17 protein-coding genes are annotated in these 24,951 nt (G+C 64.4%); 5 read left to right on the top strand and 12 right to left on the bottom strand.

Annotation, left to right across the window (positions count from 1 at the left end):
- Nucleotides 1-101 precede the first annotated feature (101 nt).
- Both ACN9M3_RS14350 and gudD read left to right on the top strand, forming a co-directional pair.
- The gene (locus ACN9M3_RS14350; protein WP_426323288.1) at nucleotides 102-1,463 is read left to right on the top strand and encodes an MFS transporter; all 1,362 of its coding nucleotides are present in this window, start codon (nucleotides 102-104) and stop codon (nucleotides 1,461-1,463) included.
- 34 nt (nucleotides 1,464-1,497) lie between these two features.
- Nucleotides 1,498-2,838, top strand: coding sequence for a glucarate dehydratase (gene gudD / locus ACN9M3_RS14345; RefSeq protein ID WP_426171697.1), 1,341 nt, complete (start codon nucleotides 1,498-1,500; stop codon nucleotides 2,836-2,838).
- A gap of 12 nt (nucleotides 2,839-2,850) precedes the next feature.
- On the opposite strand, the gene ACN9M3_RS14340 is transcribed toward gudD, so the two are convergent.
- Genes ACN9M3_RS14340 through ACN9M3_RS14310 form a run of 7 tightly spaced genes read right to left on the bottom strand, consistent with a single transcriptional unit; the run spans nucleotide 2,851 to nucleotide 7,854 of the window.
- Nucleotides 2,851-3,738, bottom strand: coding sequence for a LysR family transcriptional regulator (locus ACN9M3_RS14340; RefSeq protein ID WP_426171695.1), 888 nt, complete (start codon nucleotides 3,736-3,738; stop codon nucleotides 2,851-2,853).
- Nucleotides 3,739-3,760: 22 nt separating this feature from the next.
- Nucleotides 3,761-4,360 (bottom strand): glutathione S-transferase family protein, encoded by a 600-nt coding sequence (locus tag ACN9M3_RS14335; protein WP_426323285.1) that lies wholly within the window; start codon nucleotides 4,358-4,360, stop codon nucleotides 3,761-3,763.
- A gap of 1 nt (nucleotide 4,361) precedes the next feature.
- Nucleotides 4,362-5,090: an ABC transporter ATP-binding protein gene (locus tag ACN9M3_RS14330; protein ID WP_426323283.1), complete on the bottom strand. Its 729-nt coding sequence runs from the start codon at nucleotides 5,088-5,090 to the stop codon at nucleotides 4,362-4,364.
- Complete coding sequence (locus tag ACN9M3_RS14325) at nucleotides 5,080-5,838, bottom strand: ABC transporter permease (protein WP_426171689.1); 759 nt, start codon at nucleotides 5,836-5,838, stop codon at nucleotides 5,080-5,082. The genes ACN9M3_RS14330 and ACN9M3_RS14325 overlap by 11 nt, the downstream gene beginning before the upstream one ends.
- The gene (locus ACN9M3_RS14320; protein ID WP_426171687.1) at nucleotides 5,826-6,263 is read right to left on the bottom strand and encodes a cupredoxin domain-containing protein; all 438 of its coding nucleotides are present in this window, start codon (nucleotides 6,261-6,263) and stop codon (nucleotides 5,826-5,828) included. The genes ACN9M3_RS14325 and ACN9M3_RS14320 overlap by 13 nt, the downstream gene beginning before the upstream one ends.
- The gene (locus ACN9M3_RS14315; protein WP_426323280.1) at nucleotides 6,260-6,841 is read right to left on the bottom strand and encodes an SCO family protein; all 582 of its coding nucleotides are present in this window, start codon (nucleotides 6,839-6,841) and stop codon (nucleotides 6,260-6,262) included. Before ACN9M3_RS14315 ends, ACN9M3_RS14320 begins: the two co-directional genes overlap by 4 nt.
- Nucleotides 6,838-7,854 carry an ABC transporter substrate-binding protein gene (locus tag ACN9M3_RS14310; protein ID WP_426323278.1) on the bottom strand — a complete coding sequence of 339 codons (1,017 nt, stop codon included), beginning with the start codon at nucleotides 7,852-7,854 and terminating at the stop codon, nucleotides 6,838-6,840. The genes ACN9M3_RS14315 and ACN9M3_RS14310 overlap by 4 nt, the downstream gene beginning before the upstream one ends.
- 99 nt (nucleotides 7,855-7,953) lie before the next feature.
- On the opposite strand from ACN9M3_RS14310, the gene ACN9M3_RS14305 reads away from it, so the two are divergent.
- Together ACN9M3_RS14305 and ACN9M3_RS14300 are read left to right on the top strand one after the other, a co-directional pair.
- Nucleotides 7,954-8,397: a universal stress protein gene (locus tag ACN9M3_RS14305; protein ID WP_426171681.1), complete on the top strand. Its 444-nt coding sequence runs from the start codon at nucleotides 7,954-7,956 to the stop codon at nucleotides 8,395-8,397.
- Between the two features lie 212 nt (nucleotides 8,398-8,609).
- On the top strand, nucleotides 8,610-11,021 hold the full coding sequence (locus ACN9M3_RS14300; RefSeq protein ID WP_426171679.1) for a CehA/McbA family metallohydrolase: 2,412 nt from the start codon (nucleotides 8,610-8,612) through the stop codon (nucleotides 11,019-11,021).
- A 6-nt stretch (nucleotides 11,022-11,027) separates the two neighbouring features.
- On the opposite strand, the gene ACN9M3_RS14295 is transcribed toward ACN9M3_RS14300, so the two are convergent.
- Entirely contained in the window at nucleotides 11,028-11,984 is a 957-nt protein-coding gene (locus tag ACN9M3_RS14295; RefSeq protein WP_426171678.1) for a GlxA family transcriptional regulator, read from the bottom strand.
- Nucleotides 11,985-12,091: 107 nt separating this feature from the next.
- Here ACN9M3_RS14295 and ACN9M3_RS14290 point away from each other — a divergent pair, with 107 nt between their 5' ends.
- Nucleotides 12,092-12,391: a putative quinol monooxygenase gene (locus ACN9M3_RS14290; RefSeq protein ID WP_426171677.1), complete on the top strand. Its 300-nt coding sequence runs from the start codon at nucleotides 12,092-12,094 to the stop codon at nucleotides 12,389-12,391.
- Here the strand turns inward: ACN9M3_RS14290 and ACN9M3_RS14285 are convergent, their stop codons facing one another.
- From ACN9M3_RS14285 to ACN9M3_RS14270, 4 genes are all read right to left on the bottom strand, one after another.
- Complete coding sequence (locus ACN9M3_RS14285) at nucleotides 12,392-13,126, bottom strand: substrate-binding periplasmic protein (protein WP_426171675.1); 735 nt, start codon at nucleotides 13,124-13,126, stop codon at nucleotides 12,392-12,394.
- 27 nt (nucleotides 13,127-13,153) lie between these two features.
- The gene (locus ACN9M3_RS14280) at nucleotides 13,154-15,343 is read right to left on the bottom strand and encodes an NHL repeat-containing protein (RefSeq protein ID WP_426323274.1); all 2,190 of its coding nucleotides are present in this window, start codon (nucleotides 15,341-15,343) and stop codon (nucleotides 13,154-13,156) included.
- A gap of 121 nt (nucleotides 15,344-15,464) precedes the next feature.
- Nucleotides 15,465-17,177, bottom strand: a complete 1,713-nt coding sequence (locus tag ACN9M3_RS14275; RefSeq protein ID WP_426323272.1) for a ShlB/FhaC/HecB family hemolysin secretion/activation protein — start codon at nucleotides 17,175-17,177, stop codon at nucleotides 15,465-15,467.
- 20 nt (nucleotides 17,178-17,197) lie between these two features.
- Nucleotides 17,198-24,946: a YDG domain-containing protein gene (locus tag ACN9M3_RS14270; RefSeq protein WP_426323270.1), complete on the bottom strand. Its 7,749-nt coding sequence runs from the start codon at nucleotides 24,944-24,946 to the stop codon at nucleotides 17,198-17,200.
- Nucleotides 24,947-24,951 lie beyond the last annotated feature (5 nt).

Genomic DNA, 24,951 nt, shown 5'->3' with positions numbered 1-24,951 from the left:
AATCAATTCAATTCCTGAATTGATGCATACACTCTTTGGTTTGATGCGGTATTGATCCCCACCTATGATCGACTCCATAACACATCACACATGGAGACCGTATGAAGAATGATGCAGCGATCCCCCTGGCGGCCGGCGCCGCCCGCGTCCAGACCCGCACGCGCTGGACGATCCTCGCCATGCTGTTCGCCATCACGACCATCAACTACGCCGACCGCGCCACCATCTCCATCGCCGGCCCGGAAATCAAGAAGGAACTGGGGCTGTCGGCAGTCCAGATGGGCTTCATTTTCTCGGCCTTTGCCTGGTCCTACGTGGTGGCGCAGTTGCCCGGGGGCTGGCTGCTCGACCGCTTCGGCTCGAAGATCACTTACTTCTTCAGCATCTTCCTGTGGTCGGCCTTTACGCTGTTCACTGGCGCCGCCGGCTTCTTCGCCGGCGGCGCAGCGGTCGCCGTCCTGTTCACGCTGCGCATGCTGGTCGGCGCGGCGGAGGCGCCCTCCTTCCCCGGCAACAGCCGCATCGCGTCGGCCTGGTTCCCGACGCACGAACGGGGACTGGCGGCGGCGGTCTTCAACTCGGCGCAATATTTCGCAACCGTGCTGTTTGCCCCGATCATGGGCTGGCTGGTGCACAGCTACGGCTGGCACAGCGTGTTCTACGTGATGGGCGGCCTGGGCATCGTAATGGCCTTCGTCTGGCTGAAGACCATTCACGGCCCGAAAGACCATCCCGGCATCAACGCCGACGAACTGCGCTACATCCAGGAAGGCGGCGCGCTGGTCGACCTGGAAAGCGGAAACCGCGGCAAGCAGGCAGCAGCCGTGAACACTCTCGCCTGCATCAGGGAACTGCTGTCGAACCGCATGCTGCTGGGCGTCTACATCGGCCAGTACTGCATCACCACGCTTACCTACTTCTTCCTCACCTGGTTCCCTGTCTACTTGGTGCAGGAACGCCATATGACCATCTTGAAGGCAGGCTTTGTCGCCTCGCTGCCCGCGATTGCCGGCTTCCTCGGCGGCATCTTCGGCGGCTGGCTGTCGGACCGCCTTGCCAAGGCCGGCTATTCGCTGTCGGTGTCGCGCAAGGTACCGATCGTGTTGGGCATGCTGATGTCGATGAGCATGATCGCCTGTAACTACCTCCAGGCCGACACCCTGGTCGTTGCCGTGATGTCGCTGGCCTTCTTCGGCAAAGGCGTCGGCGCCCTGGGCTGGGCCGTGGTGTCGGACACCTCGCCGAAAGAGGCTGGTGGCCTGAGCGGCGCCCTGTTCAACACGTTTGGCAATAGCGCCGGCATTACGACGCCCATCGTCATCGGCTACATCGTCGAAGCCACCGGCTCCTTTGCCGGCGCCCTGGTCTTCGTCGGCGCCAACGCGGCGCTGGCCATTGCCTGCTACCTGTTCGTCGTGGGTGACATCAAGCGCGTCAAGCTGGTGTCCTCGTTGAACCAATGATCCACCCGTTCCATTCAAACCGCACACTGACATCATGAACAACACCGTCACCAACGCCCCGATTGTCACCAGCCTGCGCGTCGTGCCTGTCGCCGGCCAGGACAGCATGCTGCTGAACCTGAGCGGCGCCCATGGCCCCTGGTTCACCCGCAATATCGTCATCCTGACCGACAACGCCGGCAATACCGGACTGGGCGAAGTTCCCGGCGGCGAAAAAATCCGCCAGACGATCGAGGACGCGCGCCCGCTGGTCGTCGGGAAAACGCTGGGGGAATTCAACAACGTCCTCAATGCGATGCGCCGGGCCTTCGCCGACCGCGATAGCGGCGGGCGCGGCAACCAGACCTTCGACCTGCGCACAACCATCCACGCCGTGACCGCCGTCGAATCGGCCTTGCTTGACCTGCTCGGCCAGTTCCTCAACGTCCCCGTCGCGGCGCTGCTGGGCGACGGCATCCAGCGCCAGTCCGTCGAGATGCTGGGCTACCTGTTCTACGTCGGCGACCGCGGCAAAACGAACCTGGCCTATCGCAGCGAGCCCGATGCCGGCGACGCCTGGTTCCGCTTGCGCAATGAGGAAGCCCTGACACCCGCGGCCGTGGTTCGCCTGTGCGAGGCCGCGCGCGAGCGTTATGGCTTCAACGACTTCAAGCTGAAAGGCGGCGTGCTATCGGCCGACGAAGAGATGGAGGCCATCGTCGCCATGCACGAACGTTTTCCCGATGCTCGCATCACGCTCGACCCGAACGGCGCCTGGTCGCTGAAGGAAGCTGTACGCGTCTGCCGCGACAAGCATGGCATCCTGGCCTATGCCGAGGACCCATGCGGCGCCGAGGACGGCTTCTCGGGACGCGAAGTCATGGCTGAATTCCGCCGCGCCACCGGCTTGCCGACCGCCACCAACATGGTCGCCACCGATTTCCGCCAGATGGCCCATTCGCTGCAATTGCAGTCGGTTGACATCCCTTTGGCCGATCCGCACTTCTGGACCATGCAGGGATCGGTGCGCGTGGCCCAGTTGTGCCAGATGTTCGACCTGACCTGGGGTTCGCATTCGAACAACCATTTCGACATTTCGCTGGCAATGTTCACCCACGTGGGCGCCGCTGCGCCAGGCAAGGTGACGGCCATCGACACCCACTGGATCTGGCAGGATGGGCAGCGCATCACCAGGGAACCGCTGAAGATCCAGTGCGGCAAGGTGCAGTTGCCGACGCGCCCCGGCCTGGGCATCGAACTGGACGAAGCGGAGCTGGAAAAGGCGCACCAGGCTTACAGGAACATGGGACTGGGAGCGCGCGACGACGCCGTCGCCATGCAGTTCCTGGTGCCAGGCTGGAAGTTCGACAACAAGCGGCCTTGCCTGCTGCGCTAAGCCCGGCGCGCCTCAGCGGGCGCCCGGAAAGCCGGGCAGGATTTCCTTGATGAACAGCTGCAGGATAGGATTCTCGTTATCGCGCCGGTAAGTGCAGACGGTACTTACCGGTTCGGTTTTCATCCTGCGCAGCACCACGCCGTCGAAATGCAGGCGCGCGCAGGCTTCCGATACCAGGGCCGCCCCGATGCCGGCGCTGACCAGTGCCAGCATGGTATGCACCTGCCCGATATGCTCGACCACGTCCGGCACCACGCCTTCACGTTCGAAGCGGCTGGTCAGCATCTGGTAGAAGGGACGTGCTTCGTGCGGCGAGTACATGATGAATGGCCGCTGGTGCAGGCAGGCCAGGGTTGGCTCCTGCGGCCAGCGGCCGGCCTCGTTGGCCGGAAGCGCCAGCAACAGCCCTTCCTGCGCGATCGGCAGGCTTACCAGCTCGCCATGCAGGGCCAGGGGGCGCATCAGGGCAAGATCCAGCTGGCCGGCGTCCAGCGCTTCCACCTGCGCTGTGCTGACCAGCTCCTTCAGCGTGAGCGCCAGTTCAGGCGTCCTTTCGCGCAAGCGGCGCACCACCTCCGGCAGCAGCGCATATCCCGATGCCGAGGTAAAGCCGATCGCAAGGCTGCCCTGCTCCCCCTTCGCCACGCGGCGCGCCATCAGCCCAGCTTCTTCCGCCAGCCGGATGATGCGCACCGCCTCCGGCAGGAAAGCCTTGCCGGCCGCCGTCAACCGTACGACGCGGCTGCTGCGGTCCAGCAATTGCACGCCGACGCTATGTTCGAGGAGCTGGACCTGCCGGCTTAACGGCGGCTGCGTCATGTTCAGCCGTTCGGCAGCGCGGCTGAAATGCAGTTCCTCGGCGACCGCAATAAAGCAGCGCAGCTGGCTGATCTCAAACACGGTTCAGCATCCTCCGCCGCAACTAGGCCACGCCGTTCCGGCCAAATTCACGGTAGGCCGGACGGCCAAGCAGCCGTTCGACATAGGCGGCGACTGCCGGGTAATCCGGGTGCTCGATGGGCGTCATCAGCCAGCGGTTCAGGGAAAGGCCGAGCACAATATCGGCCAGCGTGAATTGCTCGCCGGCGGCAAAAGGCCCGCTTGCGGCCAAATGGCGGTCCAGGATGCCGATGTTGCGGTTCCAGGCGGCAGCGCTGGCCGCGACTTGCGCCGGATCGGCAAACGCCGGGCTTTGGCGCACCAGGGCCATGAAGGCGTAGCGCCAGGAGGCGTTCAGGTCGGTGGCCTGCCAGTCCATCCATTGCTCGACGCGGGCGCGCGCGGGCGGATCAGCAGGCAGCAAGTCGTGGCGGCCAGCCTTGCCGCACAGGTAGCGGCAAATACTGTTCGACTCCCACAGCACAAAGTCGCCATCCACCAGCACCGGCACCAGGCCGTTCGGATTCAGCGCGACATGTTCCGGCTGCCATTCGATCCGCTCGTATGCGACGCCGGTTTCCGCCAGCGTCCACAAGACCTTGCGCACATTGATACTTGTCGGTTTTCCAATCAGCTTCAGCATGTCATAACCCCAGTTGGGAAAGTATTTCTTCCTTCAGTTGCTGCAATTCCGGCGTCGACAGCTTGCGCGGGTGCGGCTGCTCGACCTTGAAGCTGGCCTGGATACGGGTCGGGCGCGGCGACAGCACGAGGATGCGGTCAGCGAGGTAGATGGCTTCTTCCACGTCGTGCGTGATCAGCAGCACGGTATGGCGCTCCTCGGACAGCACGCGCAGCAGCTCGTTGCGCATCTTGAGGTTCATCAGCGCGTCCAGTGCGGAGAATGGCTCGTCCATGTACAGGATTTCCGGCTTCACCACCAGTGCGCGGGCGATCTCGACGCGCTTCAGCATGCCGCCCGACAGCTCGTGCGGATAAGCGTTCTCGAAGCCTTTCAGCCCGACCATCTCGGCATAGTGATCTGCCAGGGCCGCCTTGTCGCCATGGTGGTCGCCATTCAGGCCGAACATCAGGTTCTGCTGCACCGTCAGCCACGGGAAAACGGAACCATGCTGCGAAATCACGATTCCCTTGGGGCTGGGTTTGGTCATCGGCTTGCCGTCGATGGCCACCGAACCTTCATCCGGATGCTCGAAACCGGCCACGATCTTCATCAGCGTCGACTTGCCGCAGCCGGAAGGCCCGACAATCGCCACGAACTCGCCGTCGGCAACGGAAAAATCGACGCCATCGACCACCGGCAGCGCATTGAACTTCTTCCTGATCCTGTTGACGGAAATCTTAGCGTCCATAGCGCCACCTTACGACCTTGAGTTTTTCCAGCAGGCGCATGATGCCATCCAGCGCCAGTCCAATCAGTCCGATGATGATCATGCCTGCGATGACCAGGTCATAGCGGTTGCCCGCATTGCGCGAATCGATGATCAGGTAGCCAAGCCCGGAACGCAACGCGATCATCTCCGCCGCCACCACCACCAGCCAGGCCACGCCGAGCGAAATGCGCATGCCGACGATAATTTCCGGCAGCACGGCTGGCACAATCACCTGCCTGAACAATTTGGAGCGCGATACGCCAAAGTTTTCCGCCGCGCGCAGGTAGCGCTTCTCGATCGTATGCACGCCAGCCGCCGTCTGCACGATCATCGGAAACACGGCGGCGATGAAGATCAGGAAGACCGGCGAGGCATTGCCCACGCCAAACCACAGGATCGCGACCGGAATCCAGGCAATCGGCGAGATCGGCCGCAGGATCTGGAACACCGGATTCAGCGTGCGGAAGGCGCCATCGACGCGTCCCATCCACAAGCCCGTCGGCACCGCAACCAGGATCGCCAGCGAGAATCCCATGCCTACCCGCATCAGCGAGGCGCCGATGTGTTCCCACAGGCTGCCGTCTTCCACCAGCTCCATGGTGCCGGTGACCACCTGCGCAGGCGTCGGGAAAATCAGGCTCTCGGTGGCGACAACCACGTACCACCAGATGGCGACAATCGCCACCAGCACCGCCAGCGGCGGCCATATCTTGTTCAGTCTCTCCATGGGGCTTTGGCTAACAAGGTTTGAAGGCGCCATTGCAGCCGCTGCCAACCGGCCGGCGGCGTGGGCTTGACCACGACCGTCATCTGGCCGCTGGCATGGGCGGTGCAGGCGAAGGGATGCTCCCCCGCCTGCTCGAACGGCAGGCGGAAATCCTGGCCCGGCATGATCAGCACGGGACCGAAAACCTGGGGCACGGTATCGCTGTTGCGCAGCAGGAGTACGTCGTTTACGCCCAGTACCAGCGTGATGGTGTCGGGCAGGATCTCAGCCTTCTCCCCCGCCATGCGGCGCGCCCAGGTGCCCTTGGGGATCTCGAACAGGGCGTCGCGCGAAGCCGGGTGGATCGGTGCATACGCGGACCAGGCAAGCGCGCCGGCAACGGCAGCCGCCAGCAACAGCGCAATGACCTGCAGCCGGCGCTTCATTGCTCCCTGGCAAGCAGGGTCACGTCATGCACGATGTCGTCGGCCGGACGGCCGAACGGCATCAGCGCGCGCAGCCTGCCTTGCGGGTCGATGAAATACAGGTAGGAGGAATGCCCCATCGTGTATTCAGACTTGCTGCCTTCGACCATCTTCTTCGTCGCTGAGATGCCGTAGGCCTTGCGGATGGCGGCCATCTGCTCCTCGCTGCCGGTCAGGCCGATGAAGCTCTTGTCGAACTGCCCGAGGTAGGCTTTGAGCTTCGCTGCAGTGTCGCGCTGAGGGTCCACGGTGACAAACACCACTTGCAGCCTGTCTCCCAAGGGGCCGAGGCGCTCGCGGGCATGTTTCAGCAGGGCCAGCGAAACGGGGCAGACGTCGGCGCAGCTCGTATAGCCGAATTCCAGCACCACCACCTTGCCGCGATACTTGTCGAGCGCGAAGGCCTTGCCGTCCGCAGCTTTCTGCGCGATCTGCGGCGCCAAGCGGGGAGGATCGAAGGTCCCCGACTTGAGCTGGCCGGCAGCGTGCGCAACACCGGCAGCCGTCAATGACAGCGCTAACAGGAATGGCCGGATCATAGCGCGATGCTCACCGGCTTGATGGACTTGACGAAGCTCTCGTCCACATAGGTCTCAAAGGCCACCGGGCGTTTCAGCGTGCCGGCTTCGATGGACAGCTTCATCAGCTCATCGAATTCGGCGCGGATCATGCGCAGGTCGCCGTAGGTCACGCGGTCGGCCGGGTTGTCCATCACGAACTGGATCACTTTCGGGTCCTGGTTGAAGAACTTGCGGGTAGAGGCAATCCTGGCTGCCTTGGCACGGTTGACGGGCGTGGCATCGAGCCAGTTGCCGGCTGCCTGCACGTGGTTCACCAGGTCCTGCACCAGCGGGCGGTCGGACTTGATCAGCTCCTCGCGCACGGTCAGCACGCAGCAGATATAGTTGCGCCACTCATCGCGCGTCATCGACAGCGGACGGGCATAGCCGGCCTTCTGCGCAGCCGCGCCAAATGGCTCGCCGGTGCAGTAGGCATCCACCGCGTTGGCGTACAGCGCCGCCGGCATGTCGGGCGGCGCCATTTCGATGATCTGCACATCTTTCGGCGTCATGTTCTCCCGCGCGAGCATCTTGCGCAGGAACAGGTAATCCACCGCAAAACGGCTGGGGATCGCAATGCGCTTGCCGCGCAGGTCGGCGAAGCGCTTGTGCGCCGAATCGGTGCGCACCATGATCACGGCGCCGGAGCGATGGCCGAGCGAGACCACTTTCAGCGGGATCCTCCTGTCGGCCAGGTCCATCACCAGCGGCGCCAGCATGTAGGCAGCCTGGATCCGGCCCGTCATCAGCGACTCCTTGATCTCCGGCCAGCCGCTGTACTTGCTGAATTCGAAGGCTCCGCCGCGCGCGCTGCAGGCGATCGGCAAGGTCAGGTTGCAGGTGACCGGCAAGCCGCCCACCACCAGCAGGTCCGCGGCCTGCGCCAGCGAAGGCAGCATGGCGCCGCCCAGCCCCAGCGCCGGAAGCGCCAAGGCGCCGCCCAGCAACTGGCGGCGGCGCAAGAAGTGTTCATGTTCAATCAAGGTTGACATTCGATCATTCTAGCACTGGCCAGAAACTTGACCCAGGTCATGGTTGGAATCGGTACCAATGTGCAGACTGGATGCAACAATCCACCACTGGAGCAAGCCATGTTCAAGCACATTCTGTTCCCTACCGACGGTTCGCCGGCCTCCGGCGCCGCCCTGCATTCGGCCATCAAGTTTGCACAGGAAGCCGGCGCGCGCGTGACGGCGCTGCACGTGATCCCGGAATTCCACATCTTCACCTACCACCCCGACATGCTGGAAGACACGCGCGGCGTCTACCTGAAGGACAGCGAAGTCCACTCAAGCGCCGTGCTGGACGAAGTATCGAAGGTCGCCAGGGACTACAACGTGCCATGCGACGTGGTGCAGCGCCGCTCCGACCAGCCCTACGAAACCATTGTCGCCACCGCCATCGACTACGGCTGCGACATGATCGCGATGGCGACCCACGGCTACAAAGGCGTGAAAGGCATGCTGCTGGGGAGCGAGACGCACCGCGTGCTGCTTAACACACCGGTGCCGGTTCTGGTGTTCCGGCCCCAGTAAACTGAGGCAAAAACGCCACAAGTTGCCAAGAGATTTATGACGCCCCCGTCACATAAGGCTTTCAAATCCGGACAAATCACCAGAATTGTTCAAAGTGGGACAATTCAAACCGGTATATAAGGCCTGCGTCTTAATCGCAAAGCTTTTCCGTATTTGTCGCCGCTCCCGTGCTGCCGCATATTCTCGCGCATTATCACAGCACGGGGAAAACCATGACTTTCGCATTTCGCAAGCTTGCGATGGCCGCCGCACTGGCAGCCATCGGCACCGCCCAGGCCTCCACCGCCGACCACCACGAGTTCGAAGCCACGCTGCACGCGCCTTACCGCGCTGTCGCCGGCGCCAATGAAGCGCGCAGCTTCAAGCTCGATTTCAGCTACCCTTACGTCAAGGGCGCCCAGTCCGTGAGCTGGGTGCTGGAAGTCGTCGCGCCGAACGGCAGCGTGGTGGAACGCTGGACCGGCGTCGAACGCCTGCAGGACAAGCCTGTCAGCGTCAACGTCGAATGGGCCGGCCGCAACCGCCGTAATGCCCTGCCGAACGGCATCTACAAGGCGCGCCTGCGCGCCATCTCCGAAGACGCGCAGCGCGGCCTGGCCTCGGGCGCCGACGCAGTACTGCGCCGCATCGCCGGCCATGACGGCGAAATCCACGACCAGGAATGGGAAATCGCCATCGGCCAGCAGCCGCAGGCCAAGGCTTCCACTGCGCCGAGCCTGATGTCCATCGCCGCGGCACCGTCGTCCCTGCCGTACACGGTCTACTTCGGCAATATGCACAGCCAGACCAATCACAGCGACGGCGGCGGCGACCTGTCCGCCTGCACCGGCGCACAAAACCCGCAATCGGCTGCCTACGGCCCGACCGACGCCTTCAACTACGCGAAGAACAAGGGCCTGGACTTCCTGATGGCCTCCGAACATAACCACATGTACGACGGTTCGGACTCCACCAATACTTCCGCCGACCCGGCCAAGGCCAGGGCCCTGTACCAGGCCGGCCTGTCGGAAGCGGCCAGCTTCAACAGCGCCAACCCGAACTTCCTGGCGATCTACGGCATGGAATGGGGCGTCATCAACAACGGCGGCCACATGAACATCCTGAACTCGAACGAGCTGCTGGGATGGGAGAGCAACAGCTCCGGCCAACTGATCGCCGACACCTACACCGCCAAGAACGACTACGCCAGCCTGTACACCCTGATGCGCCAGCGCGGCTGGCTGGGCCAGTTCAACCACCCGTCGTCCAGCGGCCAGTTCCTGGTCAACAGCGTGCCGCTTGGCTACACTGCTGACGGCGACGAAGCGATGGCGTTGTGCGAGGTGATGAATACTTCCGCCTTCTCCACCAACACCACCGAAACCGAAACAAGCCGCAGCAATTACGAGGGCGCCTGCAAGAAGGCGCTGGAAGCCGGCTTCCACGTCGCCTTCAGCACCGACCAGGACAACCATTGCGCCAACTGGGGCGCTTCCTACACCAACCGCACTGGCGTGCTGATCCCGAACGGCACCGCGCTGAGCACGGCCAGCTTCATGGACGCGATCCGCGCCCGCCGCGTCTTTGCGACGATGGACAAGACTTCGCAACTGGTGCTGACCGCCAACGGCCATGTCATGGGCGAGCGCTTTACCAACAGCGGCCCGCTGAACCTGGTGGCCAACTTCACCAGCAGCTCCGGCAAGACCGTATCGACCTCGGAATTCTACGAAGGCGTCCCGGGCCGCAATGGCACCGTCACCCTGCTCGCCTCCAGCGCCAACACCACCATCACCCCGACCGACGGCGCCCACTTCTACTACGCCAAAGTCACCCAGGACGACGGCAACATCCTGTGGTCGGCGCCGGTCTGGGTGACGCAGCAGGGTTCCACCGGCGGCGACACCGTGGCGCCTGCCGTCAGCGCGTCGAGCAGCGGCAGCAGCGGCACCATCACCTTCAACGCCACGGCCACCGACAACGTGGGCGTGACCAAGGTCGAGTTCTACGTGGACGGCGCGCTGAAAGGCAGCGACACCGCTTCGCCATGGTCGTATGCCTTCAACTCCACCGGCGTGAGCAACGGCACCCACGTGCTGACCGCCAAGGCCTTCGACGCCGCCGGCAACAATGCGACGTCTTCGGCGGTCAACTTCAGCGTGAACAACACTACCACCACGCAACAACTGGTGCTGAACAGCGGCTTTGAATCGGGCAGCACCAGCTGGAGCGCGAGCAGCGGCGTGATTACCAACGATTCGTCCGTCTCGGCCCACGCCGGCACCTGGAAAGCCTGGATGAACGGCTACGGCAGCGCCCACACGGACACGCTGTACCAGCAAGTGAGCATCCCGTCGACCGCCACCAGCGCCACCCTGGGCTTCTGGCTGAAGATCACGTCCGACGAAACCACCACGACCCAGGCCTACGACACGCTGAAGGTTCAGGTGCGCAACAGCAGCGGTACCGTGCTGGCAACGCTGGCAACCTACTCCAACCTGAACAAGGGTTCGAGCTACGTGCAGCGCACCTTCGACATGAGCGCGTACAAGGGCCAGACCGTGCGCGTCTACTTCGAAGGCGTGGAAGGCTCCACCGTCGCCACTTCCTTCATCGTGGATGACGTCACGCTGAACGTGCAGTAATCCTGCTCAGTTGCGGATCTCGCGCAAGCCCTTGCCAAGCTTGCGCCGCAACAGCGTGCGCAATGTGACGCCGTCGCGATAACCCACCTGCTCGGCGATGCGATCGACGTTCTCGCCGCTGGTCTTGAGCAGGTGGACTGCGCGTTCGATGCGCAAATCCTGCACATAATTCACGGGCGTCTTGCCCAACACCTCCTGCAGGCGCCGCGCCAGCGTGCGCTTGCTGGTTGCCAGCGCCGCTGCTGCCGCCTCCAGCTTGAATCCCTCCGCCAGGTGTTGCCTCACCCAACGGTCGAAACCCGCGACCAGCGGATCGGCATTGGCCAGGTGGTCGGAAATCACATAGGCCGACTGCGCCGGCCGTGCATCCACCACCAGGTAACGCGCCACCATAGCCGCCAGTTCCGGACTCGCTTGGCGGATCAGGGCCAGCGACATGTCCAGGTGGCTGAGCGCCGCCCCCGCCGTGACGAACCGTCCCGATGCCACCACCATGCGCTGTGCATCCAGCCGCACCAGCGGATAACGCTGGCGGAACATGGGCGTCAGCCACCAGGTCGTCGTCGCTTCCTCGCCATCCAGCAGGCCGCTTTCGGCCAGAACGAAGGTGCCGATGCAGGCGGCTGCAATGCGCACGCCCTGCCCGGCCAGTTCACGCAGCGCGTCGCCGGCATCAGCCACTTCCGCCGACGACAGGGCAGCCTCCAGCGGCACAGGCATCTTGTGCCCGATGGCGGGCAGGATCAGCAGGTCCGGCACAGGCGCCGATGCCAAAGGCTGCACCGGCAATTGCATGCCCTGGGCGCTGCGCACTGCGGGGCGGATGCCGGCCAACGTCACATTGAAGACCGGCTGCGGCGCCTCCAGCATGGGCGCAAGCTCATTGGCCGTGGTGAAGGCGTCCAATACAGCGGCAAGCCCTGTGTCGAACACGCTGTCTAGCGCGAGCACGGTGATATTCATGGCGCGATTGATACCAAAGATGTCAATCGCGCCAATTTAACCGCATGCGCAGCGCCAGTAAAGTACCTCCATCGCAGTTTCGCGATGATTTCAACAAGGAGATAGACATGATCAAGTACGCACTGTTCGCCCGTTTTGAGGCCAAGCCAGGCAAGGAATCCGCCGTTGCCGACTTCCTGCACACCGGCCTGGCGCTGGCCAAGCAGGAAGCAGGCACCAGGTACTGGTTCGCCCTGCGCCTGTCGGAGCGCGTATTCGGCGTGTTCGATGCATTCGAGACCGAGGAAGCGCGCCAGGGCCACCTGAACGGCCCGATCGCACAAGCCCTGATGGCGCAAGCGCCGGAGTTGTTCGCCACCCCGCCCAGCATCGAGCCGATCGAGGTGCTCGGCCTGAAAGCGGCGTAACTACTGGTCGTCGGAGGAGACGAAGTTGTACTTCTTCTTCAACTCCTCCACTTCCGCCTTGTTGGTTTGCATGAAGCGGCGGAATTCCTCCACCACCTTCGGATATTTGTGCGACGACAGGTACCACTGGCCGGAAGCATGCGGCAAGTCCGGGTCGTACAGCACCGGCACTTGCGGCAGCTTGCGAATCTTGGTCCAGTAATGACGGGCGATGCGCGTGTTCATGTAGGCGCCGTCGACGCGCCGCATGATCAGCTTTTCGTACAGGGCATCGTAATCGGCCGTCTCCTCGATGCGCAGGGAACCGGCCGACATCAGCTGCTGGTAAGGGTAAGGCGTGAAGCCCAGCGGAATGCCGAGGGTTTTCAGGCGGCCCACGCCCTTGCCCAGGTTTTCAGGCCGGACCAGCACGCCGTCGGTAAATTCCAGTACCGGCGCGTAGCTGATTTTCAGTTCCTTCTTCATCTCCACCACCCAGTTCGGGTTGTCCGGAAACGACAGGTCGACCTGGCCGTCGACGAACAGACGGTCGCGCCGCTTCAGGGGATAGGATTCGTAGGTAAAGGTGTAGCCCATGTGCCGGGCGAAGGCATCGAGGATGTCCTTGCCCAAGCCGCCGTACACGCCGTTCTTCACTTCCGAATACGGCAGCCAGTTCTTGTAATCCTCAACGCCTACGGAAAAGATCTTCTTGTCGGCCGCCTGTGCGGCGCCTGCCAGCAGCAACCCGGCCAACAACCCTCTCCACATGGCGCACCCCCGTCATTCAAGCTGGTAGGCGTAGATGTTGACGACGTTAAACGTGGTGTCGGGCACGTACACGCGCCGGTCGCGCGCGTAGATGAAGAACGGCATCCAGACGCCGCCTACTTCGGGATACTTCTTAAATACAAGCTCTCCCGTTACGTATTCTAGCGTGTCCTCGCCAATGCGGAAGATCTTCAGCGCACGGTTTACCAAATCGTTGACAATCAGGTGTCCCTCCTGGTCCACGCACAGGCTGGCCGGCAGGTAGAACTTGTCGGCATCCTTTTCCAGGTCGTCGCAATAGCCCGCGCGGCCATAGCTCCACAGGCTGTTGCCCTGCCGGTCGAAGACACGGATGCAGTTGTTGAACTGGTCGCATACGAAGACGCGGTCCTGGGCGTCGATCGCCACGTCGCAAGGAGCGAAGCTGGCCAGCGGCTCGCCGTCTTCCATCCACTGGAAATTCCTGACGAAGGAAACCAGGCCGGAAGGCTGCAACTGCCACATCGAGATGCGGTTGTTCAGCGAGTCGGCGATGTAGGGTTCGCCATGGCTGTTCACTTCCAGTCCCTGCGGCGCCTTCAGCGTGCCGTTGCCGCCCAGGCCCTCGCGCCCGAACGGCAGGCCGTAGTTCAGCAGGTGCCCGCCCGGCCCGAACTGGAACATCGATACCGTGCAGGCGTTGAAGTTGGTGACAAAGACCAGCGGCGTGCCTGGACAGATTTGCCCGAGCAGCGGCTGCGAAGGGTAATACACCGCCATCGCCAGCCCGCCCGGCATGAAGAAGCCGCGCATCATGTCCTGCAGTTGCGCGATCGGGTCGGCCGAGGTGTTGAAGGTCTTCATGCACCAGTTGCCGGAATCGATGTTGTAGGACGACGTGGCGGCCCCCGCCAGCGGATCGAGGCGCGCATGGTGCTTCAACTGGTCGTACCAGTACTTGTAGATGTTGGCGGTGGCGCTGGCCCAGCTGTCGATCCAGTTCGATTGCGGCAAGGTGCCGCTGCCTTCGCGCTTGGGGTCGACCCCGATCACCGCCGTCATGCAGTTGAATTGGGAGGTGACCGCCTTTGCCGCCTGGTTGTCGCGCCGGTGGCCGACCGCATCGAGCAGGATCGCATCCTGGTCGCCGCCATCGCGATCGGGCGCGATGCGCATCTTCAGCACCGTGGATGCAAACGGCTCGGTCACGTAGTAGACGTTGGCGTCGGCCGCGGCGCAGATCTGGTATGGCCCGACGAAGACGGCATCTTCCAGCGAACCGTACACCAGGTCGGAAATCGAATGCGCCACTTGCGGCTTGTGGTTCCACAGCGGCAGCATGCCCTCGACCACCGTCAGCAGCTTGCCGTCGGTATCGTAGACCGTGATCGAATCCTCCACCTGCCCCGGCACGAAGATGCGGTCATTGATCACGCACACCGAGCGCATGACGTTGAACTTGCCGATGCCGGCCGGGTTGCCGAAACTGTGCAGCAGCGACGTCTCGCCGGGGCATTGCACGCGCTCGTCCTTGATCGGCCAGGCGGTATCGATCTTCAGCACTTCGTAGTGACCGGTGTTGGCCAGGTACAGGTTGCCGCGCGAGTCCGACGCCAGGCCCTGTGGCCACAGCAGGTCGTGCACGCTGTTGGCATCGTCGATAGTGCGGAACTGCAGCACGAATTTGCCCTCTGGCGTGAACTTGACGCAGCGGCTGCGGTCATCGCCTTCGGTGTGGAAGAACTCATCGCACACGTAGACAAAATGTTCGCCGCCGGCCTCCTTCACGAAGGCGATGCCGTTCGGATCGCTTAGTGGCACAAAGCCCTTGCCGTTGATGACATCGGCCGCGTCGCCGAAAGCGAACTGGAAGTCGACCGAGTGCTCGTCGTATTCGAATACCACGATGCGGCCATTGCCCATGTCGGTGCAATACATCAGGTCCTGTTCCGGATGCGGGCAAAGATGGAAAGGCATCAACAGGCGGCGCGCCTGCTCGCTGCCCTCGCCCGGCGTGTCGATCACGTGCAGCAGCGTGTTCAGGTCGGCGGTGAACACCAGCACGCGGCTGTTGCCGGTATCGCACACCCAGACATGGTCGTAGTGGTCGCGCGCGATGCCGACCGGGGAATTCATGGTGAAGTCGTCCGGCAGTTCGCCGCGCGCCGTGGTGCCCGGCATGACGAGCTCACCGTAGTGCGTAATATGATGAAATTTGCTCATGGCCATCCCTGCCTGTTTATGGAGCATTCCAGTATCCGGGTCGCCCGGAAAATAGGCAACATTGGCAGGAAAGCCCTTAACGGCAAGGACGGCGAGCTATCAAATGGCTAGGAGAGTGGACTCAAAATGGTACGGTAGCGGTGAACCAGGCGCGCACGTTGGATGACTTGCCATCGGCATCTTCCCCCTTCGCCCCCGGCGCCGGGTTACGGCCGATCTTGCGCGCCACCTGCAACTGCAGCACGGTACCGTTCACGCCGCGCCAGTTCGCCCCCAGGCCCGCGCCTTTGAGGGTGTAGCTGTTGCCCGGCCCGTTTTCGGCCAGCGCACCAGCATACAGGCCCTTGTTCAGGCGCACATGGCCAACGTCCACGAAGGCCGACAGGTCGGTGCGCAGCTGCTGCAACTCGTAGTGCAGCTCCGTGGCCAACACGTGTCCTTCGTCGCCGCTGGCCTCGCCTGCCGGGTAAGCGCGCACGCGTCCCGGGCCACCCAGCGAAATTTTCTCGCCCGATTCCAGGTTGCGCGACGCGAACTGCCCGCTGGCGTTCAGCAGCAAGCCGAAGTTGCCGGCCAGGCGCTGGAAACGGCCGAGCGAATAAGCCAGGTGGGAAAAACGGCCCTCCGTGCGAGCGCCGACGGCATCGGCGGCGGCCGACGCGGCGTTGCCGCCGAGATCCAGGTGGCCCAGGCTGAGTTCCAGGCTGGCCTGGGTCATGGCGTCCTGCTCCTGGCGGCTGAAAGTCACTGCCATCGGCAGTACTTTCACATGCTTGTCGCTGCTCTGCACGCCATTGGCAAAGTTCTCGTAACGCTTGTCGTCAAAGCCGGTGCGCAGCTGGACATTGGTGCTGCGGCTGCGCAGCAGCGGATAGGTGGCGATCAGTTGCGCCACCGACGCCGTGCCGTGCGCGTCCAGCGCCTTGAAGTCCTCGCCCAGCTTGTAGCGCATGCGCGAGAAGGCGGCGCCGGCTTTCAGGCCTTTGAAGCCCATCGGCGCCACATAGCCTGCGCGGCCGTAGCGGAAGCCGTCGCCGGCGGTAGAGGCGAGCAGCGACAACTGGCCGCCATGGCCGCCCAGGTCGTTCAATGCAGCGTTGCCGGTCAGGCGCGTGGCGCCGGTATAGCGATTGCTGGAATTGTCCAGGCTCAGGGCGCCGCTGGCCAGCGGTCCTTCGCTCAATTGCACGGCCAGGTCCGACTCGCCAAGGCCTTCTCCCTGGCTCAACTCGGCGCGCGCGCCCATGCCCGGCAAATCCTGCGTCAGCAGCAGGGCGCGCTCGAGGCGCTGCTCCTGCACCGGCTGGCCCGGCGGCACCAATGCATCGAGGTAGCGCCGCGCGATCTCCGGCCGCAGGCGTACAGCGCCGTCCGGCACCAGCCGCAGCTGGGAAATCCTACCTTCCAGCACCTGGATGGTCACCTCGCCACCGCCGATTTCCTGCGCCGGCAGGACTGCGCTGGCGACGAAATAGCCGTGCGTGCGGTAATGGCTCGTCACCGCGTTGCACGCCTGCTGCAATTCGGCGAAGCTCAGTTCACGCCCGGTAAACGGCGCAAGGACGCGCTGCAACTCGGACGGATCGAAAGCACTTGCACCTTGCAGCGCAAAGCGCCGCACCATCACTTTCTGCGCACCTTCCAGGGCAAGGCCCGGCACGGGGGCCGCATCCGGCACCACTTTTCCGGTCGCCGACGGCTGGCGCACCAGGGCCGGCGGGCGGTTCTGTTCGAGGATGCGGCCAGCGTCCGGCAAGGCTTGCGACTGTGCCAATGCGAGGGCCGGGGCGCCGAGGATGGCGAGCGCCAGGCTGTTCTTGGTATGTTTCTGCACTTCTTGTTCCCTGCTTCTTATCAGTTAGGTGCGCCGGCGCCGTTCACGCCGCCGCCGCGTACCGTTACGCGGCTGCCGCCGCCGATGGTGTACTCACGCGTTTCGCCCGTGTTTTGCGGCGTGGCGGCGGCTGCATTGTTCGCGGCCCGCACTTTCGCGCGCTGCAGCAAGTCCGACAGCCAGCCCCACTTGTCCAGGGTCGCCGTGCCGCCACCGCTGTTGACGGCTGCGACCGGCGCCTCGACCAGGGGATCGCTGTCGCTGGCCAGTTGCGTCCACACGTGCGCCCCCTGCCCCAGCGAGCCTTGCTGCCCTGGCAAGGACTGCCTTGCCGTATTGCCGATGAGGTTCCCGATCTGTTGCGGCACGCGTTTCACGGTCATCACGCCGTTGACGTAATTGACCGCATAGTTGGCCAGGCTGTTGCCCTCAATGACGATCGCATAGCCGCCAGGAGCCGACTCGCGGGCCGCAGCGGTGCTGGTGCGCACATCACCCAGCAACGCGGCCGTATCGCCGCCAACGAAGCCGCTGGCCTGCCACGTCAGGGACGGGTTGCTCTCGCCATAGGCGCGCACCTGGTCGTCCGCCTTCACGATCAGTTGCGCCTGGGTGATCGTGCCGCGGGCAATTACCGAGCTGTCTGCCAGCACATAGTTCGATGCCAGCCCGCTGCCATCGGCAAGGCGGTAACCGCTGGCAATCACCTGCTTGCCGGTGCCGGCGTTGCGGTTATCGAATTGCACGCTCGCCGGCCCGTGCAGCGACAGGCTTTCGCCGTCGACCAGGCCGGACAAGGTCCCGACGTTCGACAGGACGGCATTACTGCTGCCATCATAGGCCTTGTTCGCCACGCTCACGCCACTGATCGACACCTGGCGTGGATCGATGCGGCCCGCCAGCGTCACATCCGCCGGCAGCACGTAGTTCGACAGGGCGGTGCCGGCGTTGGCGTTCACCGCTCCGGGGGCCAGATTTGCCTTGACGCTGCTGGCGCCTGCCACGTTGGCGCTGTTGTATTGCCCCTGCAGCGCACCGACCGAGGCCCCCTCGCCGGCTGCAAAGCCAGCCAGGCCGACCTGGCCCGCCGCCACCAGGGCTGAGGTGCCGCCGTCGTACGCCTTGCCCGCAACGCCGTTGACCACGGCAGCCAATGCCTTCGGCGTAATCGACGCCACGGTAGTTGCGCTATTGTTGCTGACTACATAATTGCCGGCATCCGCGCCGGCCAGCGCGATGCCGGAAACGGAAATCGCCTTGCCGTTGCCCGCGTTCTTGTCTGCGAAACCGGCATTGCCGCCCACCTGCAGCCGGTCGCCTGCAAGACGGTCGTCGGCAAAGGTCACGCTTGCAGCCAGCGAACCGTCGTACACCTTGTCCAGGCCGGCCGCGCTGACCACCAATGCGCGCGGAGCAATGCTTGCCGTTGAATTGGCAACGAAGGATACGGCGTAATTGCCGGCATCTGCGCCACCGAGGCTGAGGCCGGACAGGACCACTGCCTTGCTGCTGCCGGCGTTTTTGTCGGCAAAGCTGCCTATGCCTCCAGTCAGTACCAGCTGGTCGCCTGCCACACGGTCATCCCCCAGCAGGGTCACCGAGGTGGCGGTGCTGCCGTCGTAGACCTTGTCGGTTGCTGCGACGTTGGCAGTCAGGACGCGCGGCGTAATGGCGCCAGTACCGGCCAATGTGGTGGAAGCCAGCTGGTAATTGCCGGCATCGCTGCCGGACAAGGCTAGCCCGGTCACTGTCAACGCCTTTGCGATACCGGCATTCTTGTCGGCGAAACTGCCGCTGCCGCCGATTGCCAGCACGTCTCCCGCCACGCGGTCGTCCCCGAAGCTGGCCGCTATCGCGGTGCCGCCATCGTAAACCTTGCTTCCCTGCGCGCTGACGTTGAGCGTGCGGGGCGTGATATCTGCCGTGGCGCTGACGCTATTCGAAGCCAGCGCATAGTTCCCGGCATCGGCGCCGGACAGCACCAGGCCGCTGACAACGACAGTCTTGCCGCTGCCCGCGTTCTTGCCTGCGAAAGCGGCATTGCCGCCCACCGACAGCTGGTCGCCAGCCAGGCGGTTGTCGGTAAAGCTTGCGCTGGCGGACAAGTTGCCGTCATACACCTTGTTCGAAACCAGCGTGCCCACCGTCAGCGAACGTGCAGTGATATCACCGGTGGCAGCGGCATTGGAAGATGCCAGCACATAGTTGCCGGCATCGGCGCCGCCGATGGAAATGCCGCTGACGCTGATCGCTTTGCCAGTGCCGGCATTCTTGTCGGCGAAGCTTGCGCTGCCATAGCCAAGCGAGATCGCATCGCCGGCCACACGGTCGTCGCCCAGCGTCACGGCAGCGGCCATGCCCTGGTCATACACCTTGTTGACACCGGTGGCCGTTGCGTTCAGGGTGCGTGCGCCGATGTCGGCCCTGGTGGCAAGCGAGCCCGATGCCAGCACGTAGTTGCCGGCATCGGTGCCGGACAGCGTAATGCCGCTCACGCCGACATCCTTCGCGATGCCCACGTTCTTGTCGGCAAATGTCGCGTTGCCGCTCACCGACAGCACGTCGCCGCCGACGCGGTCGTCGCCAAAAACCACTGCCGCAGCGCGGCTGCCGTCGTACACGCGGTTCACGCCGGTGGCCGTCACCACCAGCGTGCGTGCCGCGATATCCGCGATACCAGTGACAGTGCCGGACGCCAGCACATAGTTGCCCGCATCGGCGCCGCCCGTGATGGAAATGCCGCTCACGTTGACGGTCTTGCCGGTGCCGGCATCCTTGTTGGCGAAACTGGCGCCTGCGCTGCCCAGCGACACGATGTCGCCGTTCAAGGCGTCGCTTGCCAGACCGACTGCCGCATCGCTCGTCCCGTCATAGGTCTTGCCGCCGCCGGTCATGCTGACATTCAGCGTGCGGCGCACGATATCCGCCTTGGTTGCGGCCAGGCTGGACGAGAGCACATAATTGCCCGCATCGCCGCCCGACAGGGAAATGCCGGTCACGCTGACATCCCTGGCGTTGCCCGCATTCTTGTCGGCGAATGCGGCATTGCCGCCGATCGACATCACATCGCCGGCCACGCGGTCGTCGCCGAATGCCACCGTAGCAGCCTGCGTGCCGTCGTACACCTTGTTGTGGCCGGTCGCCGTCACATGCAGCGTGCGTGCCGTGATCGCGGCCGTGGTGCTGGCAGTCGGCGCGGCCAGCGAATAGTTGCCCGCGTCGGCACCGGTCAGTACCAGGCCGCTGGCCGTAACGGTTTTGCCGGCGCCTGCGTTCTTGTCGGCGAATACGGCATTGCCCGAAACCGTCAGCACGTCGCTGCCGAGCCGGTCGTCGGCAAAGGTTGCAGTTGCCGACACGCCGCCGTCGTACACTTTATCGGAGGCGCTGACGCCAACCACCAGCTGGCGCGCCGTGATACTGGCCGTGGCCGAAGCGGAGGTCGATCCCAGCACATAGTTGGCCGCATCGGCGCCGGACAGCGAAAGGCCGCTCACCTGCACGCCCTTGCCGGTACCGACGTTCTTGTCCGTGAATTCAGCACCGGCGTAGTTCACGGCAAGCGCGTCGCTGCCCAGGCGATCGTCGCTGAACGAGGCATTGGCATTGGCCGAGCTGTCGTACACCTTGTCGGCGGCTGCGGCGTTCACGTGCAGCATGCGCGGCGTGATGTCGGCGCTGGTGGTTGCGGTGGTCGAGCCAAGCGAATAGTTGCCGGCGTCGGCGCCGGACAGCGACAGGCCAGCGACCGTCACGCCCTTGCCGTAGCCCGCGTTCTTGTTGAAGAACTTGCTGGACGTGTAACTTGCACTCAACTGGTCCCCGGCAATCCGGTTATCGGCCAGCGTCACGGATGCGGAATCCAGGCCGTCGTAGACCTTGTTGATGCCTGTCGCCGTCACGCTCAGCTGCCTCGGGGTCACTGTCAGCTGGCCGCCGCCATTGAACGTGATGTTATAACCCAGTTTGCTCGCCAGGTCGCCCTGGTTCAGGGCATAGGTGCCGGCGTTCCTGGTAAATCCGGTAGCGCCGGCAGAACCCGTAAGGTCGTACGAGTCGCCATCGATATAGCCCTTGACGTTATTGGCAAACGCCGGCAAGGCACCGGTGCCGTCGTACACCCTGGATGCCGATTGCGGAGTAACGACGAGGGTTGGCGATTCCTTGTACGTGAACCAGTTGCCGCCACCGGCCGTATAAGCCGGCGCGACGTTGTCGTACGCCTGGTTGTAGTGCTTGCTGTAGCCGCTCATGCCCTCCAGCGTATTCTGGGTTGTATCGGAATACACGTGGTAGTAGCCGTTGACGCCGCCCTGCAGCGCGCTGCTGCCCGCGTTGTTGATGAAGCTGCCGCCCGAGGAACCATGGGCAGCCACGGTGACAGTCACGCCGCTGCCAGCAGAACCAACCAGGCTGCCGCCCGCGTTGATCACGATATCGCTGCCTGCGCTCGTCCCGCGGTTGATCACCGTAACGCGCCGGCCGCTCACTGCGCCGCCAACGGTGATGTCGCCGCTGTCATGGTTGGCCTGGCCGGCGCCCGTATGGATGGTCATGTTGACGTCGCCGGCGCTGATGGCTGTGCCGTCCGCCACCGTGATCGCCGCCTTGCCTGCGCTGCGGTAGCCGTTGACTACGCCGGCGGCGGTACCGGCATTGGCCACGACGTCAAGCGCGCCGCCCATCGTGATGTCGGACTTCAGGTCGATGCTGCGGCCAGCCTGCAGGGTCAGCCGGCCATTGCCTGCGGCATTGATCGCGTTGCCCGCATCCCAGGTGATGTCGTTGTTCGCCTGCAGCGTGATGTCCGTGCCGTCGGCCAGCGCCGCTGCAAGCTTTTGTGCGTCCACTGCGGCGTTGACGCCCGCCTTGGGATAGCCTTGATTGAATGCCAGGGACCCGCCGGCCGGGGCCGGCAGCAGGCGGAACAGGCTGACCGCGCCGGTCCACGGATCGTTGCCGTCGGCCGCACTGGCACGCGGCTGCGCGATCGCCATGGCGTCGCCGGCCCCGTTCATGGCGACGGCAAAGCCGAAGTTGCCGAATTCGTCGATATCCAGGCTGGCATTTGCGCCCTGCAGGTATTCGCGCCCGATGACCGCGGTCACGGCAGGGGATACGAAGTTGCCGCTGTAATCGATGATGCGCACCGCGCCCGGACCGGTGGTCGCGCTGCCAAGTCCGCCATTGCTCGGCGAACCGACTGCCAGTCGCGTACCGGCATCGTTCATGGCCAGGGAAGCGCCAAAACTTTCGCCTTCGACCAGGGCGATATCGAGCTTGCTGCCGCCCTGGCCGATCGTGCCGGCCAACACCGGTGTATCGAACGGCGTGGTGTACAGGTAAACCGTTCCGCGGGCATTATTCTCGCCAGGGGCTCCGACTGCCAGCTGGGTGCCGGCATCGTTCAGCGCCACGGCCGTACCGTACTGAACGTCGGGCGCCGTACCGCCGCTCAGGGTTTGCGCATACGCAAAGTTGCCTGCCGTGGACTTGTACAGTTCAACCTTGTTGTTGTACAAGGCGCCGACTGCCAGCTTGTCGCCGGCCCCGTTCAGGGCGACCGACACGCCGAAGGCATTGCCGCCCGGGTCGACAGCCGTGATGGTCTGCTTCAATGCGGGCGCCGTGAAGCCGCCGCCGAAGGCGAAGGTATAGACCTTGCCCGCCAGGTCTTCGCCCAACGCGCCCACAGCCATGACCGTGCCGGCGCCGTTCAGCGCGACCGCGGTACCGAAGGAATCGTTGCCGGTCAGCTTGGCCGACATATTGTAGTTGTTACCCCCGGTGTAGCCGTAGCCGATGGTTCCCGCCAGCGTGCCGCCGCTAAACTTGTCGTCGCTGAAGGTGAACAAGCGCACCGCGCCATAGGTCACCCCGGCAGCGCCGCCGTTGCCGGCGTCGAATGGTGCGCCAACGGCCAGCCCCTTGCCGTCGGAAGTGAGCGCCACGCTGGAGCCGAAGGTGTCGCCTGTGTTCAGGCCGGCCACATCCTGGTTCTTGCCGCCGCTGAAGCCCTTCCCGATTGCCGCCTCAAAGGTCCACTGGTTGGCGAAACTGCCGATCACGATATTCTTCGGGTCCAGCAGCAGGCTGCCGCCTTTGCCGATCTCGAGCCGCTCCAGGCCCACATGGCGCAGGTCCTCATGCGAAGAGATCTCCACCGCACCGCCGCGCGACTGGCCGCCGGCCTTGACGGTGCCCAGCATGGTGGTCTGCCGGTCCGACCAGACAATCGCGGTGCCGCCCTGGCCTGCCCAGCCGCGCGCCGAGACGTCCAGCACGGTGCTGTCGTTGAGGAAGGTGGCGTCGGCATTGCCAATGCCGGCCGTGCTCCCCCAGCGGGCGGTAAAGCGATCCGCATCCGGCGCATCGTCGCGCCTGGCGCCGCCCTGGAATGCGCCGCCTACGCGTACCAGGCCGCCCTGGGTGGCGCCCGAAGCATCGACTGTGGCGCCCATCAGGCGCACGTCGGCGCCGCTGATGTCGACGCGGCCGCCTTTGCCTGCGATGCCGCGTGCCGCCTGGCGGCCGGAAGACAACAGGCTGCCGCCCGCGCGCAGCGACACGGTGCCGCCGTCCGTTGCGCCGCTGGCGTCGGCCGACGCCGCATTGTTCTCCACCACGCTGGCGCCGGAGGACAGGCTGATATTGCCGCCCAGCCCGTTCCTGCCCGCAGCGGACAAGGCCGACGCCGCAGACAGGTCGCGCTCCGCCTTCACTTCAATGGCGCCGCCACGCGCGCCGTCGCTGCGAACGGCGAGATCGAGCGCGACGAAACCGCCTTCGACCTGGATCCTGCCCCCTTGCCCCCGGCTGGCCGAAGCATCAAGCTGGCCTGCGTGCACCTGGCCGTCGCCGACCAGGCGGATCGTTCCGCCGTCGGCAAGCAAGCCTCGCGCCTGTACCAGGCCGGCGTTATTGACGGTGGAGCGCGCCAGCGCATCGGCAGCTTTGGCTGTCAGCACCACCTGGCCGCCGTCGGCTTGCAGTAGGCCCTTGTTTTCAGCCAGCGCATCAAGCGCGCCCTTTTCCACGCGCACGGCAATCAAGCCATCGCCGCGGAAGTCCAGGCCAATCGCATTGCCCGCCGCCAGCGCAACGCTGCCGCCCTGCGCCTTGATGGCGCCGGTATTGGAGACTGCCGGCGCCAGCAGCGCGACAATCCCGCCGTCGGCATTGATGCTGCCCGCATTGCGCACGGCGGCCATGCCGCTGCCGCTGAAGTTGTAGCTGCCCGACAGGAAGGACTGGTCCGAAATGCCAAGGCTGGTGGCAACCAGGCCGCCCACGTTGACCTGGGCGCCAGCGCCGAACAGCACGCCCTGCGGATTCACCAGGAACACCTTGCCGTTGGACGACAGCCTGCCGAAGATCGCGCTTGCCTCGCCGCCCACCACGCGGTTCAATGCCACGGCCGATGCGTTGGGCTGGTTGAAACGCACCAGTGCCTCGGCCCCGATGTTGAAACCCTGCCAGTTCATGATCGCCTGTTGCGTGGCCTGGCTGACAGTCATGCTGTTGCCCTGCACATTCACGCCCGCCTGGCCGGCCACCAGCTGCATGCCGTTCGGCAGTGCGTTGGCCGGCGGCGCCCCGGCATTGGCCGCTCCCGCCATCGCGAGGCTGCCCGCCAGCACGGCGACGGCACGGCGGCGAACGCCGCCCTTGCCGTGGCTGCGCGAGCCTTCGGCAACGGCGACCCAGCAGCGGTGCAGCGTGCTCCAGACGAGGCGGTAAAAACGGTTGGCGGAGGCGTGTTTGTGCATGGTGT

It is taken from the genome of Pseudoduganella sp. R-43 (genome assembly GCF_049913255.1).
Classification (GTDB): Bacteria; Pseudomonadota; Gammaproteobacteria; order Burkholderiales; family Burkholderiaceae_D; genus Rugamonas.
Note: the sequence above shows the minus strand (reverse complement) of the source record. Positions and strands in the feature narration are given on the sequence as shown.

Coding starts and splice junctions, on each gene's coding strand:
- ACN9M3_RS14350 (WP_426323288.1), top strand. CDS start 102: ATGAAGAATGATGCAGCGATCCCCCTGGCGGCCGGCGCCGCCCGCGTC.
- gudD (WP_426171697.1), top strand. CDS start 1,498: ATGAACAACACCGTCACCAACGCCCCGATTGTCACCAGCCTGCGCGTC.
- ACN9M3_RS14335 (WP_426323285.1), bottom strand. CDS start 4,360: ATGCTGAAGCTGATTGGAAAACCGACAAGTATCAATGTGCGCAAGGTC.
- ACN9M3_RS14330 (WP_426323283.1), bottom strand. CDS start 5,090: ATGGACGCTAAGATTTCCGTCAACAGGATCAGGAAGAAGTTCAATGCG.
- ACN9M3_RS14325 (WP_426171689.1), bottom strand. CDS start 5,838: ATGGAGAGACTGAACAAGATATGGCCGCCGCTGGCGGTGCTGGTGGCG.
- ACN9M3_RS14320 (WP_426171687.1), bottom strand. CDS start 6,263: ATGAAGCGCCGGCTGCAGGTCATTGCGCTGTTGCTGGCGGCTGCCGTT.
- ACN9M3_RS14315 (WP_426323280.1), bottom strand. CDS start 6,841: ATGATCCGGCCATTCCTGTTAGCGCTGTCATTGACGGCTGCCGGTGTT.
- ACN9M3_RS14310 (WP_426323278.1), bottom strand. CDS start 7,854: ATGTCAACCTTGATTGAACATGAACACTTCTTGCGCCGCCGCCAGTTG.
- ACN9M3_RS14305 (WP_426171681.1), top strand. CDS start 7,954: ATGTTCAAGCACATTCTGTTCCCTACCGACGGTTCGCCGGCCTCCGGC.
- ACN9M3_RS14300 (WP_426171679.1), top strand. CDS start 8,610: ATGACTTTCGCATTTCGCAAGCTTGCGATGGCCGCCGCACTGGCAGCC.
- ACN9M3_RS14295 (WP_426171678.1), bottom strand. CDS start 11,984: ATGAATATCACCGTGCTCGCGCTAGACAGCGTGTTCGACACAGGGCTT.
- ACN9M3_RS14290 (WP_426171677.1), top strand. CDS start 12,092: ATGATCAAGTACGCACTGTTCGCCCGTTTTGAGGCCAAGCCAGGCAAG.
- ACN9M3_RS14280 (WP_426323274.1), bottom strand. CDS start 15,343: ATGAGCAAATTTCATCATATTACGCACTACGGTGAGCTCGTCATGCCG.
- ACN9M3_RS14270 (WP_426323270.1), bottom strand. CDS start 24,946: ATGCACAAACACGCCTCCGCCAACCGTTTTTACCGCCTCGTCTGGAGC.